The organism is Lysinibacillus sphaericus (assembly GCF_015844675.1).
GTDB lineage: Bacteria > Bacillota > Bacilli > Bacillales_A > Planococcaceae > Lysinibacillus > Lysinibacillus sphaericus_E.
Genome location: NZ_LDGC01000037.1, coordinates 103641 through 121633, shown reverse-complemented (window position 1 = coordinate 121633; position 17993 = coordinate 103641). Strand labels below are relative to the sequence as shown.

General features: G+C 36.2%; 15 protein-coding genes. 8 read left to right on the top strand and 7 right to left on the bottom strand.

All coding sequences use genetic code 11. From position 1 onward, the window contains the following. A partial coding sequence (locus ABE34_RS24810; protein WP_206700834.1) for a hypothetical protein occupies positions 1 to 220 on the top strand: 220 nt, incomplete at its 5' end. 107 nt (positions 221 to 327) lie between these two features. Here the strand turns inward: ABE34_RS24810 and ABE34_RS11605 are convergent. After that, positions 328 to 1518 (bottom strand): M14 family zinc carboxypeptidase, encoded by a 1191-nt coding sequence (locus tag ABE34_RS11605; protein ID WP_197142654.1) that lies wholly within the window; start codon positions 1516 to 1518, stop codon positions 328 to 330. 525 nt (positions 1519 to 2043) lie between these two features. Between ABE34_RS11605 and ABE34_RS11600 the strand changes: the two genes are divergently transcribed. Both ABE34_RS11600 and ABE34_RS11595 read left to right on the top strand, forming a co-directional pair. Beyond that, entirely contained in the window at positions 2044 to 4785 is a 2742-nt protein-coding gene (locus ABE34_RS11600; protein ID WP_197142645.1) for an ATP-binding protein, read from the top strand. 4 nt (positions 4786 to 4789) lie between these two features. After that, a complete protein-coding gene (locus tag ABE34_RS11595; protein WP_197142643.1) occupies positions 4790 to 5629 on the top strand; it encodes a CheR family methyltransferase in 840 nt (279 codons plus the stop codon). Positions 5630 to 5699: 70 nt separating this feature from the next. Here the strand turns inward: ABE34_RS11595 and ABE34_RS11590 are convergent, their stop codons facing one another. From ABE34_RS11590 to psiE, 3 genes are all read right to left on the bottom strand, one after another. Beyond that, on the bottom strand, positions 5700 to 6836 hold the full coding sequence (locus tag ABE34_RS11590; RefSeq protein WP_197142641.1) for a SpoIIE family protein phosphatase: 1137 nt from the start codon (positions 6834 to 6836) through the stop codon (positions 5700 to 5702). A 203-nt stretch (positions 6837 to 7039) separates the two neighbouring features. Continuing rightward, positions 7040 to 8050, bottom strand: a complete 1011-nt coding sequence (locus ABE34_RS11585; protein ID WP_197142639.1) for a hypothetical protein — start codon at positions 8048 to 8050, stop codon at positions 7040 to 7042. A gap of 587 nt (positions 8051 to 8637) precedes the next feature. Further along, positions 8638 to 9093 (bottom strand): phosphate-starvation-inducible protein PsiE, encoded by a 456-nt coding sequence (gene psiE / locus ABE34_RS11580; protein ID WP_197142637.1) that lies wholly within the window; start codon positions 9091 to 9093, stop codon positions 8638 to 8640. 448 nt (positions 9094 to 9541) lie between these two features. Between psiE and ABE34_RS11575 the strand changes: the two genes are divergently transcribed. After that, entirely contained in the window at positions 9542 to 9763 is a 222-nt protein-coding gene (locus ABE34_RS11575; RefSeq protein WP_197142635.1) for a phosphate-starvation-inducible protein PsiE, read from the top strand. A gap of 203 nt (positions 9764 to 9966) precedes the next feature. On the opposite strand, the gene guaC is transcribed toward ABE34_RS11575, so the two are convergent. After that, a complete protein-coding gene (guaC, locus tag ABE34_RS11570; protein ID WP_197142633.1) occupies positions 9967 to 10950 on the bottom strand; it encodes a GMP reductase in 984 nt (327 codons plus the stop codon). A 374-nt stretch (positions 10951 to 11324) separates the two neighbouring features. On the opposite strand from guaC, the gene ABE34_RS11565 reads away from it, so the two are divergent. Further along, positions 11325 to 11744: a VOC family protein gene (locus tag ABE34_RS11565; RefSeq protein ID WP_197142630.1), complete on the top strand. Its 420-nt coding sequence runs from the start codon at positions 11325 to 11327 to the stop codon at positions 11742 to 11744. 61 nt (positions 11745 to 11805) lie between these two features. On the opposite strand, the gene ABE34_RS11560 is transcribed toward ABE34_RS11565, so the two are convergent. Continuing rightward, positions 11806 to 13755: a methyl-accepting chemotaxis protein gene (locus ABE34_RS11560; protein WP_197142628.1), complete on the bottom strand. Its 1950-nt coding sequence runs from the start codon at positions 13753 to 13755 to the stop codon at positions 11806 to 11808. Positions 13756 to 14057: 302 nt separating this feature from the next. Between ABE34_RS11560 and ABE34_RS11555 the strand changes: the two genes are divergently transcribed. Next, a complete protein-coding gene (locus tag ABE34_RS11555) occupies positions 14058 to 14432 on the top strand; it encodes a VOC family protein (RefSeq protein WP_197142626.1) in 375 nt (124 codons plus the stop codon). Between the two features lie 95 nt (positions 14433 to 14527). Here ABE34_RS11555 and ABE34_RS11550 read toward each other — a convergent pair whose 3' ends face one another. Next, positions 14528 to 15274: a hypothetical protein gene (locus ABE34_RS11550; protein ID WP_197142625.1), complete on the bottom strand. Its 747-nt coding sequence runs from the start codon at positions 15272 to 15274 to the stop codon at positions 14528 to 14530. 269 nt (positions 15275 to 15543) lie between these two features. On the opposite strand from ABE34_RS11550, the gene ABE34_RS11545 reads away from it, so the two are divergent. After that, positions 15544 to 16731, top strand: coding sequence for an acyl-CoA dehydrogenase family protein (locus tag ABE34_RS11545; RefSeq protein WP_197142624.1), 1188 nt, complete (start codon positions 15544 to 15546; stop codon positions 16729 to 16731). A 13-nt stretch (positions 16732 to 16744) separates the two neighbouring features. After that, complete coding sequence (locus ABE34_RS11540; RefSeq protein WP_197142623.1) at positions 16745 to 17614, top strand: transporter substrate-binding domain-containing protein; 870 nt, start codon at positions 16745 to 16747, stop codon at positions 17612 to 17614. The last annotated feature ends 379 nt before the right edge of the window (positions 17615 to 17993 follow it).

Here is a 17993-nt window from a genome sequence, read left to right as displayed (position 1 = left end):
TTGCCGCTGCCGCTACGCTTTCGCGCAGTTAAAACATTTGCCGCTGCCGCTACGCTTTCGCGCAGTTAAAACATTTGCCGCTGCCGCTATGCTTTCGCACAGAGCAAAGCTTCCTGGGGCGTCCAGCATCCACTCAACTTATTTACATAGTAGATGTTTTTACAAAAGTCATCCACGACCTTTGGTGATGACTATCAAGAAGCAATCAATTAGAGGTTAAAAAATCCCCATTCGCTTCAAAAGCAAAAGGGGATCGGGATATTTATTTAGAATTGAATTAGAATGAAAAATCCTCAAGGGGAACTATTCTTAGATTATCGAATTCTATTACATATACAATGCAGCAAGGAATATACCTAGTGTCTCTTCATAGATGTCGTCGAATTGGCTAAGTGGAAGTGGATTTGTACCACTACCTAACTCAACAGTAAAGCCAGGTCTACGCCAATCCTGGATAAACCAATCTTTATAGCCCGCATAACTGCCTGCTGAATTGATCGGCTCGTAGCCGCTAACTCGGCTAAACTCATTAACAAGGATTTCTGACTCTGGTGGCTCGAGATTTTCAAAACCCCAATAAATGACTTTACCTTGTGTATGAAACGCAAGAACTCTGGCAAAATCGCGTTTCTTTGTTAAATCAGCCATAGCAATGGCCTCAGGCTCGGATAAAGGTCGTTGTCCTCCAAAATCTCTTGGTCCAGGTGTTTTTGGATTTCGTGCGCTTTCGAGCTCCCATTTGGCAGGAAACTGATCATTCAAATCGACACCATGTATATTTGCCTTCCAACCAGAGAAATCGGTGCTGCCGTTATTCCAAGTAATAAGCTGGTTTCTTAATGCTTCTTCATTAGGTGGTCCTTGTAATACTAAATCAACTCCATCAGGATTGACCATCGGAACGATAGAAAGCATTGTTTGTTGGTAGAGTGGGAGTATGGATAAACCGCGAATGGTATTTTGGTTGGTGAGAGAGAGTAGGTAGTCGTTTATAAAAGTTAAAATGATTGGAGTTGTAATCCATTCATTCGCATGAAAGGAGCCGTTATAATGGACACGCTTAGTCCCGTTCCCGATTAGAAGCTCTGGAATTTCATGCTGTAAAACAGAATGTCCAATTGTAGAGCTTTGTAGAAACGGATAAGCATCGAGTAGTTTTCTGATATCATTCATCATAATTGTGTAAGTATAATTTTGTTTCCCATTGACGAGTCTCCATGTGATTCGTTGGGGAATGCGAATTGTCTGGTCAATTTGTAATTGATTTGGATTTAAATCAGGATTGACAAGAAAGATAGCTACTAATGGGAGATTTCTGCTTTGCGCTATTTGCCAAAACGTATCTCCTTGTTTTATTCGATAATTGACTGTCACGAATCCCGGAATTCGAATGCGTTGTCCAACCCTTAAAAATGGAAGTTTAATATTTCGGTTCGAATCTATAATTAGTTGAAGAGGTATTTTAAACACTTCACTAAAATGCCAAAGAGAATCGCCTGGTCTTACGAAAATGTCCACAATTGTTCTCTCCTTACTATCAATTATGTCTCGGCAAAATTGGCCAATATAAAATATATATGAAAAGAATATGGGACTTATTAACTTTTAAATTCAAGTTGTGGAAGACACTTGTTAAAACGTATACCATTTATCTTCATTCAGTAGAAGACTATTACCTTTAAAGGTAGTGAGATGATTGCAGATGGGTTCCCTTATAGTTGGTGTCCAAACAACTACTGAAATATAGGAACTCAGTCTAAAAACGCCACGTCCTGTGACAATTTATCTGTGTGAAAGCGGCAATTACGCGAAGGTGAAATTGACAATAGTTGATTGGAGTGGAGGCTGGACGCCCCCAGGAAGCTCTGCTCTGCGCGAAAGCGCCTAGCCGGAACGGACGTCAACCACACGTTATGGTGGTAAGTGTTAAGTATTTCTCGCAAAGAGATTACTCTCTTAACCTAAGAGCAAGAAACATTGTGACTTTATGATGTACAATGAGATTAGTTATAGAGTTTATGTCAGGTAAAGGCAGGGAAACAAATGTTAACTAAATTAAAGATAAGTATACGAACAAAAATTACGTTAGGCTATATTATTATCATACTTTGTTTACTTGCATCAGTGATTATCTTAAATAATCAAATTTCCTCTCTACAAAAAGAAAGAAATTATATTATCAAGAATGATTCAAATATACAAGCCCTAACCAATCGAGTTGAAAAACATATTTTAGATATGGAATCGAGCCATAGGAGTTTTGTTATTACAGGTGAATCAAGCTATTTAGAGACTTACAACAAGGCTAGTGAAAATTGGGAATCCTATTTTGATGAACTTTATCAGCTTTTGGAGAATAATCCACTACAACAACAAAAGTTAAATGAGATAAAGGCCACGATAGAGCATTGGATTACAACGTCAGGGGAACCTTCCATTAAATTTAAAAAAGAAAACAATTTGGGGGCATTGGGGGAACTCTATAAGGTAGGTACAGGTTCTAGAGACATAGAAACAGTACGAGATCAGTTTGAATCACTCCGCTCAGAGGTAATTGCAACGATGCAAGCCAAAGTAAACGAGTTGGACCACAAAAATAGTATAGTAACACTTACACTGCTTAGCATACTTTTATTTATCTCAGTTGTTGCGATTATCATTGCAAGCGGTATTTCTCGTTCAATCGTAAAAACGTTAACAGAGGTTACACGAACAATCCAAGAAATCACTGCTTCCAAGGGCAATCAAAAAGGACGAATTCATGTTAGAACAAATGATGAAATCAATGCTCTTGCGGTCGCTACAAATGAGTTGTTGGATGCGCTTGAGAAAAGAGAATGGCTACAGTTGAATATCGCAGAAATTGTCACAAAATATCAAGGTATTTCTGCCATCACCAAATTAGCTGAAACCTTCCTTTCAGAAATAGCGCAAAAAACGCAGTCTTCCCTTGGCGCATTTTATGTTCGTGAAACTACTGATAATCATATACAGTTTGTAAAAAAAGCTGCTTTTGCGGACGCAACGGATAACGTTGGGATTGAGAGCTTTAAACTGGGACAAGGCTTGATTGGACAATGTGCTTTAGAAAAAAAGGTTTTAATTTATAACGATATTCCAGAAGATTTCCGTTTAATAGGCACTGGTTTAGGGAAAGTACCGCCAAAAGGTATTTTTATCGTCCCTATTATATTTGAAAATGACGTAATCGCTGTTGTTGAATTAGCTACAATAACTAGTTTTAATGAGCAGCAGCAGGAATTAGTGAAGCAAGTTATCGAAACTTTTGGATTAACGATCAATAGTGTCCTAGGGCGTATGGAAATTGTCCGTTTATTGAATGAGTCAAGAGCTATGACAGAGGAGTTACAGGCACAATCTGAAGAGCTTCAGACACAATCAGAAGAATTGCAAATGCAAACAGAGGAATTGACAATGATTAATGACCAATTGGAAGAAAGAACAAAAGAGGCAGAGTTAAAGTCGAGAGAATTAGAACAAGCTAAAAAAGAATTAGAGGAAAGTGCGGAACAGTTGTTACTAAATTCAAATTATAAATCCGAGTTTTTAGCCAATATGTCACATGAATTACGAACGCCACTGAATAGCATATTAATTTTATCTGAAATGTTAGCTGAAAATAGCCAAAATACTTCATCAGAAGAAGAAGCTGAATTTGCAAAGGTGATCCATTCTTCAGGGGAAGATCTGCTGGCATTAATTAATGATATTTTAGATTTATCAAAAGTTGAGGCAGGCAAGCTTGATATTAGTTTTGATGAAATGAATATGAGTGAGGTTCCTGTACAAATCGAGCAAATCTTTGCGCCTGTAGCAACGAAAAAAAATCTACAATTCTATATTTCGAAAGACGAAAATGTAGTCGATATTTTCTATACTGACGAACAAAGATTCCAACAAATATTGAAAAATTTATTATCGAATGCCTTTAAATTTACAAAGCAAGGCTCAGTTCATCTTGCCATTAAACAGTTTAGTGAAGAACAGTTAACAAATAATATGCAGGATGTTAGTGCTGACTGGTTAGAAATCACAGTTTCCGATACAGGTATAGGGATTCCGAAGGACAAGCATCAGCTTATTTTTGAATCATTCCAACAGGCTGATGGGGCAACAGTACGTAAATACGGTGGAACAGGTCTTGGCTTGTCCATTTGTAAAGAGCTTGCTAGATTACTTGGCGGCTGGATATCTTTACAAAGTAGTGAAGGGCAAGGTAGTACATTCACACTGACAATCCCAAGCTTGCCAAATGGTATCGAAGAGCAAAACCGTCTTGAACTTGCTATTCATGAAGTAGGGGCCACAAATGAATTAGAAGAGCTAATGGAAGAACAGCTAGTGGCAACTCAGGATTTCTCTCAACAAGAGGTAGAAGTTTTTCAAGGGAAAAATATTTTAATTGTAGACGATGATTACCGTAATATATATGCATTAAAAAATGCACTCGAAAAACGAGGTATGAATGTCTTAGTTGCCAAAGATGGGATAGAGTGTTTAGATATTTTGCAAGCTAATGATGAAATTAACCTTATTTTGATGGATATCATGATGCCGAATTTGGATGGCTATGAAACGATGTCGATTATACGCAAACAAATGAAGATTACGGATTTACCGATTATCGCTTTAACAGCGAAGGCTATGAAAAATGATCGAGATAAAACATTAGAGGCTGGTGCTTCGGATTATATAAGTAAGCCATTAAATTTAGATCAATTAGTATCCGTTTTAAGAGTATGGCTAATTTCTAAAGGGAGTTAATAAGATGGACCCATTTCCTTTGCAGCAAAAAATGCATACAGATTTAGAAATTGATTTATTACTTGAAGCTATTTATCGTTTATCAGGATTTGATTTTCGACAATATAATCGTTCTTCAATATCGCGAAGAATTTATAATAGGATGAGGATGAGTAATATCCCAACGATTTCTCGTGTACTTGAAAAAGTAATACATGAAGATGGTTTTTTAGAGCAACTATTAAATGATTTTTCTATAAATGTTACTGAAATGTTCCGTAACCCTAGTTTTTTTAAGGCTTTTCGCGAAGAGGTCGTACCTTCTTTAAGAGATTACCCTGAAATTCGGATATGGCATGCAGGATGCTCCACAGGGGAGGAAGTATACTCCATGGCTATTTTGCTAGAGGAAGAAGGGTTAATGGATAAAGCGATTATTTATGCTACGGATATGAACGAACAAGTATTGGAAAAAGCAAAAAAAGGAGTATTCTCGATTAACAAAATGCAGACATATACGAAAAACTATATGCTTGCAGGCGGCATCTATGCTTTTTCCGAATACTATAAAACAGATGATCAATTTGCTTATTTCCATCCGTCACTGTTGAAAAATATTATATTTGCGCAGCATAATTTGGTAACAGACCAATCGTTTAATGAATTTCATGTCATTATGTGCCGAAATGTTTTAATTTATTTTTCACCTGAGTTACAAAACCAGGTGCATCATTTGTTTTCCGAAAGCCTAAGTGATAATGGATTTTTATGTTTAGGAGATAAGGAGACACTACGATTTGAAGATATTATTTCAAAATATAAAGAAATCGTAGGCAATGAAAAAATATATCAGAAGATAGAGTAAGATAAAAAATAGGCTGTTGCCTAAGTTTCTCGACGGTAGAGACTTAGGCAACAGCCACTTTTTATGTAGTTTAACGTGCCTGTATTATTAATACACACATATCATCTGCTTGATTCCCTTGTTTCTCCTTAGGGTGTAAATGGTCAATCAGACGTAGAGAATGATCCCATTTCGTAGATATTAGCGTCTGTAATTGCTTCTCGGATTCCATTTCGCATGGTCCCATTGCCTCTAACACACCGTCCGTATATAAAATAATTTGCACGTCCTCATTGTATTGAATGAATTGCTTTTGCACGTCAATCTCATCAAAAAAGCCGACTGCACAGCTTCCTCGATTTAAATGTACGAGCGTTTTTTCGTCAACTAGAGCATAGCCAGAAGGATGACCAGCATTCACATATTCGATGGTTTTTTGTTCTGTATCTATCACTAAATAAATAGCTGTGAAATAAAAAAGATTGTCGTCTTTACCGTTTCGCAAAATTGTCATATAACGGTTTAACTCTTTTATAACTAACTCGGGATCTTCTAATTGTTTAACAGCTTCTCTTAAGACAGAGGAGATAAACATACAAACAAGTGCTGCAGGGATACCATGTCCCATCATATCAAGCAAAATGATGGCGTATCGGTGATCATTTATTTTATGCCAATAATACATATCTCCTGCTAAATTAGAAGAGGGAAGATAAGAGACCTCTATTTGAATATTCGTCTCGTTTAAAGGAGCGCTCAAAAGGCTTCTTTGTACATGTGTTGCTAAATCTAATTCGTATTGTATTTTCTTTTCTTGCTGAGTGTGCCAATCTAATTCTGCTTTCAATCGTAAAGCGACCCGAATTCTAGCAAGAAGCTCGGTTTTATTTATTGGCTTTGTAATATAATCTACTCCACCGATATCAAGTGCTTTAGCGAGCGTGTTTTTATCTTCTAGAGCGGTAACAAAGATAATTTGAATATCCTTCAATCGTTCATCTTGCTTAATACGTTTGCAAGCTTCAATACCGTCTACTTCAGGCATCATAATATCTAATAAAATTAAATCCACTGAATTTCCTGTTGGATTTTGCGCATCTAACTGTAAATAATCAAAAAGTTCATAGGCAGATGTTAGAGAAACACAGTTATCATAACCTGCATTTTTTAATATTTTTTCAATTACAAATAGATTGACTTGATTGTCATCTACAAGAAGAATGGTCATAATTATTTCCCCTTATTCTGTCTGAATTAGTGCAAATTATTTATGAATGTATTTAATAACTCTCAATTTTATTATACAAAACATTAGAGAATAACGGTATTTTGATCGATTGGGGAAGTTTTAAACGTTTTTTTAGTAGGTAGTAAAAATATATGAATACGTATAGGGCCAACAAGAAATAGCCAGCCCCAAAACGTATTTTTTTAACTTCTAGCCTTTTTAAAGCCACTATAAATATCAAATGCATTTGCTACGATGGTGATAGCTATGCTGACGAATAATATTCGATCTATAGCTACCAAAATCTTAGCCGAGGTCGTTTCCGTAATCGCAGCGATATAAGGTACAGCGGGACTGTGTATGAAATCAGGGTGAATAGCCATGAGGATAAAAACAATGATTCCTGTACATTGAAGAAGAGCATTAACTACGGCAATTAACATTGTCCATTGGCCCTCCTTCAATTTCCATAATGTTAAAGCTACACTTAAAACGATACAACTTAAAATAATCGGTGCAAAGGAGATCAAGACTTCCTGATTGAATATAGGCATAATAAATTTAAAGCCGCCTTTATTGTGAGAAGTATAGATTCCTATAAGGTGATGAGCATTGAAATAGACAAAGGAGAAGATAGCAATACCTAAGAAACTTAAAATATTATCATTAAGCGAAATCGTTTTTTCTTTAGGAATTATTTTAACTTTAGTTAAATCATCAGGTGTCCAATCTGGATGGTCCTTTATAAAGGGTATTCGAATATTATTTTCCCCAGATCGTTCTATGACAATGAAAGTAACTGTAATCCAGAAGAGTACGTAGATGATTACTGAAATAATATGAGCGATAGTTATAGAAATAGTTTGAATAATAGCAGACAGAAGAGCGCCACCTTCTTCATTATAAAGCACAATACTTTCTATCATCTGTACAATAACTGTAATAATTATTGCCCAAGGAATAACTAATTTTATTGTCCTAATATAACTATCAAACACTTTAGGACCGATTAATAATTGAGGTGCGTTTTGATAGCTTGCTGCAACTTCTACAGGACTTCCTAGCTTCTTAAGCACTTCCTTAATATCTGATTCTGAATAATCTTCAGGTAACATATTTTCAATAGTAGATCTTAATTCTAGACTGGTTTCATCGCGTTTTTCTTTGCGGATTCTTCTAGTTACTTCATGAATATATACATCAATCAGATTCATTCTTTTCGTCTCCCTTCAATAATTGATGCTGTTCCAAATTCATAGTTGTACATTCCTTTTCGAGCTGAGCTATATGTGCTCAACCCATCCTATTTATGAGTTACTTATAATCACTTCCTAATGCTCTAATCGACGAAGTAACGAGATCAGTTCATAGTTACTTCTGAATGGCTTGAATAGGGGGCTAGCCGATAAACGATTTATGTAGTTGACCTAAAAAAAGCACTAATAGTCCACCTCGTTTTTTTGCTGGTGGTAATATATGTTATTATTAAAAACTAAAATTAATGTGGAAAAAATGATGAAAAGAGCGTGTTTAAAATAAATTCAGTGTAGGGTGGGGATGTATATGAGAATTATTGGAAAATAATTAAAGGGAGAAAGCTGTATACATCAGGAAGGTTTACTGAACAAAAGAGACCTTTTATACACAATCAAAACAATGAGCATTATTTTCAGTATGAAAGGTTATGCGACTCCATCATTTTGAAATGAATCTTAAATCCAATGAGGAAAAAGAAAAGGTCGCCAACGAATACAAAGCTCATTGTCTAAGGTTCAAGGGTTTTGATTACTGTAATATAAAGCTATTGTTCTTTTTTCATAAAGAGTGACGAGCGCACAGGTCGTTCCAGCGGTGTAATATTAATAATAAAATAGCTAATAATTAATATTAAAATAATAACGGAATAAATTAAGGTGTTAATGGGATGGTCATGCTCTACGATAATTAATCGAATCATGGCTGTAATCCCTATATATATAAAGTACCTTAGTGGAAAATGATAATTCTCTTTAAAATATTTAATAATCATCGTGATAAATTCAAAATACAAAAAGAAAATAAGAATGTTAGCGAGGAAAAGTTTATAGTCTCCGCCATCTTTGTTGAATAATAAAATTTTAAGAAATTGGATGAGTTCTTTGCAAAGTAGGAAGGATAAAATGAGTGCTAAAAGTACAAGGCAAACATTTAGAAACAATTGTAAAGATTTCGGTACAGCCTTTATTAATTGTAAGTAAGTCGAGTTCTTTTCGTTCACAGAATTCCTCCAATCTTGTAAATCGTCCTAAGTGAAAATGAAAAACTAAATGGAGAACAAATAATCATATGATTTAGCGTCATATTTTATGATTTGAATATAACAAATTATCGTAAATGTACGAGCATTTATTTGTAAAGTTTTGGTGTATATTGGATCATCCTCAAAAGCTATGGATGATATTTGTTAAAACGTATGTTATGTATATAGGTTGATCTTCGTTACGGCTGGGTGACTCCTTGGGGATCAGCGATAGGGGAACGAAGGCTAAAACTATCACATCCTGTGATAACGCCTTCGTGACCAACACCGAAGCGCCCAGTCGGAACGGAAATTAACCACACGTAGGTGATGAGCCTATATATTCGCGAAAGAAAGTTTTTAAAATAAATTAGCTGTATGCTAAAATAGATGTGCATGAATATAAAATTCAAAAGGGGTTTTTAAAATGGCTAAAGAAGCAAAAGCAGGAAAAATTACACCAGAGCGTTTAGAAGAAGCACTAAACGTACGTGATCGTCTTATTATCGAGTTACTAGTACAAGTACTTGATGAAAAGCTTGTAATTGAACGTCCAGTATTACGTGAGCGTGTAGCAAACCTTGTAGACCTTTCTGATCATGATGAAGAATTAAAAGAAACGATCCACGCTGTTATTAACAAACTTTAATTTAAAGGGAAATGCTACACTTCATTGGTAGCATTTTTTCTTTTGCTGAAAAGATATGTTTTCAACAAAAGAATCGGTCAACCAAGAGCCGAGAACGCTCGGGTAGTCCGAAAAATTGCTCAGTATTTGCCCTAGGAGAAACGGAAACCAACAAAAAACCCAAACAAGAATTTATTCCATTCTTGTTTGGGTTCTTCTAGTTTTTAGTATACTTTATCTCCATTAAAAATAGAGTTTTTCACAATTACGTAATCTACATTTCGAATGGCATCTAGTTTATTGCCACCTGCATAAGAAATAGACGATTGAAGATCTTGCTGCATTTCAATTAAAGTATCTTTGATGCTGCCTTTATGTTCAACAAACATCTTTTTACCTTCAACATTTTTACGTTCGCCTTTTTGGAATTCTGAAGCAGATCCGAAGTATTCCTTCACAGTTTTACCGTCGATTTCGATTGTTTCACCAGGTGATTCCTCGTGACCTGCAAATAATGAGCCAACCATCACCATTGAAGCACCAAAGCGAACCGATTTTGCAATATCTCCATGTGTACGAATACCACCATCAGCGATAATTGGCTTTGTTGCAGCTTTTGCACACCAGCGTAGTGCAGCTAGCTGCCAACCACCTGTACCAAAACCAGTTTTGATTTTAGTAATACATACTTTACCGGGTCCAATACCAACTTTTGTTGCATCTGCACCAGCATTTTCAAGTTCACGAACTGCCTCAGGCGTGCCCACATTACCAGCAATTACGAAGCTAGTTGGTAGATGTTTTTTAATATGCTGAATCATACGAATAACAGCATTTGAATGACCATGTGCAATATCGATTGTCATAAAATCAGGCACTACATTAGCAGCTGCTAATTCTTCTATAAATGTGTATTCTTCATCTTTTACACCAACACTAATTGATGCGATTAAGCCACGAGCTTGCATATCTTTGATGAAATCGATACGAGTTTCTGGATTAAAACGGTGCATGATATAAAAGTAACCGTTTTCAGCAAGCTTCACAGCAAGACTTTCGTCGATAATTGTTTGCATGTTTGCTGGTACAACCGGAAGCTTGAATGTATGACCGCCTAAAGTAACAGAAGTATCACATTCTGAGCGACTTTCTACAATACATTTTGCGGGAATTAGCTGAATATCCTCATAGTCAAATACGTTATCCATTATAAACACTCCTAAAATACGAATATTTTTTAAGTTTTGATTTAAATTGTTCGTCATTTGGTAATTTACATTATTTTCGAGTAAATGTCAAAGCTTTTATCTAAATTAATAAAAAAATAGCAGGAAAGAACAGGAATTAAGAGAAATATATAGATATATCACTTTTTGTTAGAGTGGGAAGGCGGTGTAAGTTTACTTTATTCAAAAGTTAAAAGTAGTTTGAGGAAATCCTGAGCTTTTGTAGGGGGAGTAAGCTGTTATTGTTTTTCAAAAGAAGAAAGTATTTTTTGATTGCTTCGTCTAAGATTTGTACTATTAGTTATTAACCATGTAAAATAAAAATTGTTTCGAAAATGACAAAGGGAGTGTTGGAAATGGCAGTAGAGGTTTATTTAAATTTTAATGGAAATTGTCGAGAGGCTGTAACTTTTTATGAGGCAGTTTTTAATACAAACAAGCCTGAAATTATGACGTTTGGAGATTCACCACAGAATCCAAGTTATCCATTACCAGAGGAAGCAAAAGATCTTGTCATGCATACGCGACTTTCGATTTTTGGTAGCACTGTAATGTTTTCAGATACATTTCCAGGACACCCATTCACGATTGGAAACAATGTAACGTTAGCTGTTGTCTCAGGCGATGAGTCCCAAATGCGAAAAGCTTTTGATGGCCTTAAAGAAGGTGGCAAAGTTACGATGGAACTACAAGAAACGTTTTGGAGTAAATGTTATGGCTCCCTTACTGATAAATTTGGTGTTGAATGGCAATTTAGTCATGAGGAGAATAAATAAAATTACTATTAAAAAGCACGATGTTTTTGGAAAGTTCACCATTAACATCGTGCTTTTCTTTTTAGTATTTAAAACGATTCACATAGCTTTGTAATTCATCAGCCATATCGAGAAGTGCTTTTGAGGCTACGGCCATTTCCTGCATCGAAGACAATGTTTGTTCAGTTGAAGCGGCAACTTCCTCTGACGCTGCAGCATTTATTTTAGCGTGATCTGTTAACTCTATAGCTGTTGCAGAAACCTCTTCGACTACTGCTGACATCTCCTGAGCTGATGCAGATATATCCTCCATTTTCGGAGCAATTTCGTGGAGACGCTTAATGATACTTGCAAACTTTTTACTTGTATCTTCTGTTAGCTGTAAACCATCCTGGACATCGGCTGAAGTTTTCATCATTGTTTGAACGGACTTAGCCGTATCTTGTTGAATACCAGTAATTAATGCAGAAATCTGCTCTGCTGATTGATGGGACTGCTCTGCTAACTTCCGTACTTCATCGGCAACAACTGCAAAGCCTTTCCCGTGCTCTCCAGCTCGCGCTGCTTCAATAGCAGCATTAAGGGCAAGCAGATTAGTTTGCTCTGAAATAGCGCTAATAATTTCTAAAATAGAACCAATTTCTTTTGTTCGATCATAGAGAGATTTAATCATCGTATCCGATTGTGTCACAGATTCATGAATCGAGACCATTTGATTAACAGTTTGTTCTACTGCTTGTCCGCCTTCATCGGCCAATTGTATAGCCCGGCTCGATAAATCGGAAACCTGCATTGAGCTATCAGCGATCTCGACGACTCCTTTTGCGATTTCCTCAATAGAAACAGCATTTTGGTCAATACTAGTTGTTTGTTTTTCTGTACTGATAGCAACTTGCTGCATAGCTTCAGTAACTTGCTCAGAAGCAGCGATATTTTGTTCGGCATTCGCAGATAAGCCATGCGCCGAAGTTTGAACATGTTGAGAGCTTTGATCAACGTTACGAATAAGCTTTTTTAAGTTAACCTTCATGGCGATAAAAGCTTCTCCAAGCTGTCCAATCTCATCTTTCGAATGATTGTCAATAAACTCTGTTAAATCGCCCTCGCTAATTTTTATAGCGCTTTGTTTAAGTCGATTGATCGGATTAACGACTGATTTGATCATGAATAACATAAAAATAATACCAACAGTAATAGAAATAGCGATAATTATTAAATTGATATTAAATGTCGAAGCAGCAGCGTTTGCAGCCTCAGCTGTAAACATGGTACCAACGACTTTCCAGCCTGTTAGCTTATTTGTAACAAATTGAAGTTGTCGATCTTTTTCTATAACCGTACCACTATCTTGTTCATAGATTTTAGTAATATAGCTTTCTGTTGCTTCAGCACCACTTTCTTTATTTGGGTGGGCAATATAAATTTTATTACTATCTAGAAGCGAAGCAAAGCCAGTTTCTCCAATGCGTATATCATTCGTGATGGTACTTAATCTAGATATATTTACATCTATCCCTATTACTCCTGTGCCGTCTGGTAAAGCCTGAGTAATCGTAAGAACGATATCACCTGTAGTCTGTGTAACGTATGGAGCTGTAATAGATACTTGGTCTTTGTTATCTATAGCTTGCTTATACCAAGATCTTGTACGAGGGTCAAACCCACTAGGGTATTTTTGAGCAGGTTCATCCAGTAGTCTGCCATCAGAGGTTCCGATATAAATTAGCTCCACCTCTGGATGCATGTTCATGTATTCGTGGAAAAGAGATTTAAGTTCTGTCGTTTTACCTTCTTGTAAATAAGATTGATGGAGCTTGTTTGAAAAATATTGAACGTCTTTCACTTTTGGCTCAATCGTGTTAGTAATATTCGTATTAAGCATGCGCACACTTTCAGTTGCACTTGCTTGCTGTTCTTTTGAAATTTGCCTTCCAGCGCTTTGGTAAGACACAATTCCAATTAACAGTGTTGGAATGAGAAGCATTGCTAAAAACGAAAAAATGAGCTTTTTCCTTAAACTTAGTTGTTTCACTTGAATTATCCTCACTATGATATAGTATTTTAAACTTTTTTATCACCTAATATTGAGTAAGTAATAATGCCTGAGTGGATGGTGATAAAGTCTATACATTTACTTTCTATGTAAACAATAGATAGCTAGGCTCATTTTACCAAAAATAATATAAAAGTTAAGCATTTTATAATAACTGTTCACTATATAGTAGATTTCTTCAATAAATACTTTAAAATTCTCCTAAAAACGATAACCGCTAAATGACATATAAAGCTACTTTTTGATGTATACTAATGCTCAAAAGAGGAGGGAATTGTTTCATGATTCGACAAATTGGACAAGTAATGTTGTATGTAAATGATCAAGATACTGCCGTGAAGTTTTGGACAGAAAAAGTTGGATTTGTTGTAGTTGCTGATCAGGAAGAGGGCGGAGTACGCTGGATTGAAATTGCTCCTACTAAAGAAGCTCAAACTACCTTTGTTTTACACAATAAAGAAATCATTGCAAAAATGCAGCCTGACTTAAATTTAGGGACACCTTCTATAATGTTTTATGCCGAACATATAGAAGATCTATATCAAGATTTTCAAGCAAAAGGCGTTAAAGTAGGGGATTTAGTCATGATGCCAATGGGTAGAGTTTTTAATTTTGCTGATCACGAAAATAATTATTTTGCATTAGTAGAAAAATAAGCCTTGTCTACCCTAGAAAAGGCAAGAATCTGTCCAATTTCGATTGCGGAAATCGGGCAAATTCTTGCTTATTCCTAATATAAGGACATGGTAACTTATTTTAAATCTTCGCCAAAAATCGCTACAGTTTGACGGTCAACGCTAAATTCATTGCCATCCCATTTCAAAATATTTTCTACATAACCTAATCCATCGGCATGAAATCTGCCTGCTATAGCCTGATACGCTAAAATCTCATATATGCCATCTCGTTCATAGTCGACCGGATACAATCCGCTGATTGGATCAACCCATCCTTGAATTGGCTGCTTTAGTGTACCGTCTTGATTATAAATATCTGCTAAATAATCCGGACCTTTGTATTGTAAATCGATAATATATTGTTTTTTTGGATTCATGCTACGCACGGCTACTTTATATTGGTTTTGATAATTAACAGTGTATTTTAGCGTATTACTAAACGTTTCTGCATCAAAAATTGAGCGTATTTTTCCGTTTATTGAGGCAAATATTTCGCCGTTGATAATACCGCCACTACCCCCCGTGTCAGAAATAGCTAAAATATTATCTTGATGATTCCCAGTAAAGTCACCTAAAAATATAGTTGGGTTGTACCCGACGCTTTGTTTTAGCATTATTTTTTCAAATTGGTGCGTCTGTCCGTAAAATATCGCAAGCGTTAGATTTTTCCACAAAGGGCTATCTGGTGTTTTATTCCCCATCAAAAGAACAGTTTCAAGTAAGCCATCTCCGTTAATATCTCCAAATTTCGTCTGAATAACCTGAGGGGTCATAGGCGAAATAGGCATATTATTTAAGGCTGGATTCATATTATTAGTCATACATGCACCTCTTTCTATAGTGTTAGCATATGCTGTAAATATGGCTTGGTGAAAAAAGAAGACATGTAATTAATGTGTATAAAACTTATAAAAAAACTTGTTATTATCCCATTGACATTTTTAAATGTGAAAAGTATTATAAATGTCAACGAATCAGAAAATTCAGTACCACACATTCTCTTGCTACAAAACGTAGTTAGAGATTTTTTACAACATTAATTCTTAGTAAGTATATATGTTTTATACAATTTGGGAAGAAGGAGATTTTCTTGAAAAATTTATTTGTTAAAACAAAGCAACAACAGTATTGGCTCGATCGGCTAGCATCTATTTCTGAGTCAATAAAGGCTGAAGCTAAAGAAGTAGATGAACAATCTCAATTTCCATTCGAAGCACATAAACTACTTCTGCAAATTGGTTATCCAAAACTAACTTTACCGAAAGAATTTGGCGGTGAAGGATTATCAGTCTATGATATGGTACTCGTTCAAGAAACGTTAGCAAGTTACGACGAGAATGCTTCACTTTCGCTAGGATGGACATTAGGTGTTGTAGGTGAACTATATGAGAAAAAGCTATGGACAGAAGATTTACTAAGTTCGTTTGCTCAGGAAATAAAGAACGGTGCAATTATAAATAGGGCTGCGAGTGAAGCGGCAACAGGTAGTCCAACACGTGGAGGGCGACCAGGAACGAATGCTGTTTCAAAAGAGGCAGGTTGGCTCATAAATGGGCGTAAAATCTTTACGACAGCCTCTCCAGTACTAGATTACTTCTTAACATCAGCATGGATTGAGGAGAAAAATCAAATTGGTTACTTCCTTATTCATAAAGATGCCCAAGGGCTTTCAATCGAAGAGAACTGGGAAATGTCTGCAATGCGAGGCACAAGCAGTCATGACCTAGTATTAAAAGATGTAATCGTTCCTTCAAATCATTTAGTAGAGTTACCAAGTCACCCGAGTGGCGGCAAAATAAATGGTTGGATTCTACATATACCAGCAACATATTTAGGGATTGCGCAGGCAGCCCGCGATTATGCACTGCATTTTGCAAATCATTATCAACCTAATAGTTTAAATGCTCCCATTAGTACATTACCTAATGTGCAGCAACTTCTAGGTGATATTGAATTAAAGCTATATCAAGCGCGCTTTGTACTGTATGGGGTTGCCGAAGCTTATGATGACCCAGCTAGACGTGAGCTTTTGGCAAATGAAATGGCAGTTGCTAAGCATACCGTAACAAATTTGGCGATTGAAATCGTCGATAAGGCAATGCGTGTAGTAGGAGCTAAAAGCCTACAATTAACGAATCCATTACAGCGTTATTATCGAAATGTTCGTGCAGGACTTCATAATCCACCGATGGATGATATGACAATTATTAAATTGGCAAAAGCCGCAATTGAACAGCAAAAATCGACTGAACATCAATTACAAAACAATGGAGAATAAGGGGAAATGACATATGTTTAAACAAAAGAAAAAGATTTTCCAATTGGCTGCAATCGGGTTAGCTTCACTTGCTATTTTAGCAGGCTGTAATTCAGGTGAAGCTTCAGATAAAGATTCAGAGGATGGCGGGAAAGTACGCACAGTGAAGGTCGCATTTGACCAGGCGTCTAAGCCAATTAGTTATCTTGATGATAACGGAAATCCGACTGGATATGATGTGGAAGTCATGAAGCTAGTGGATGAACAGTTACCTGACTATAAGTTTGAATTTGTAGGCACGACTAGTGATGATTTACTAATTGGTGTTGAGCAAGGGAAATATCAAGTAGGAATAAAAAATGCCTTCTTTACGCAAGAACGTACGGAAAAGTTTATTTTCCCTAAAGAATTTTTAGGCTTAAGTAGTGCGGGTTTAGTATTACGTAAAGAGGATGAAGGCGTAAAAACATTAGCCGACTTTGCGAAAAAAGATTATTCATTAGCTCCAATTGCTGCGAATAATGCTCAATACACAATTATTGATGAATATAATAAAGCCAACCCAGACAATAAAGTGAAATTACAGGCTGGTGATGCGTTCACTGTCGATGTTGTGCAATGGGTAAATGAAAAACGTGTCGATGGCGGTGTCATGATTGAAGGCCCATTTAAACAACAAGTTATAGCAGAAGATGGCCCCTATCATAATTTAAAGAATGACGTAGTTTACAACGAATTTGCCGTTATTAAAACATGGCCGTTATTCAATAAAAAGGAACAAGAATTTGCAGATGCTTACGATAAAGCTATAGAAAAAATTAAAGAGCAAAAGAAAACAAATGAATTAAGCACTAAGTTTTACGGTCGAGATTTATTTGAAGTGTTAGAAACCGTGAAGCGCTAATAGGCGGTAGCGGTACTACCAAATAAAAGGCTGTTGAGTCAGTATACTCAGCAGTCTTTATTAACTTCTTTCAGCGGTTGTCCAAACACCAGCTGAAGGAAGTTAAAGCCTCCGGCGGATGTCACAGAATCGGAAGGGAGCGCTTAGGGGATGTTAGCCTAAAACCATCGCATCCATGCGATAATGGCTAACTGACCTGCATCGTGCAGGCCTAAGCACAAAGCCGATTTTGGACGCAATTTGCCGAGGCATAATTGATTAAAAAGAGAATTATTGTATCAGGTGTGTTGATTAGGGAAAAATGTTGGTCAATTTTTGGGTAAAAAAGGATTTTTTATAATTTACCTTATATATAAGCATATTTAGCTGATTGTAGTGA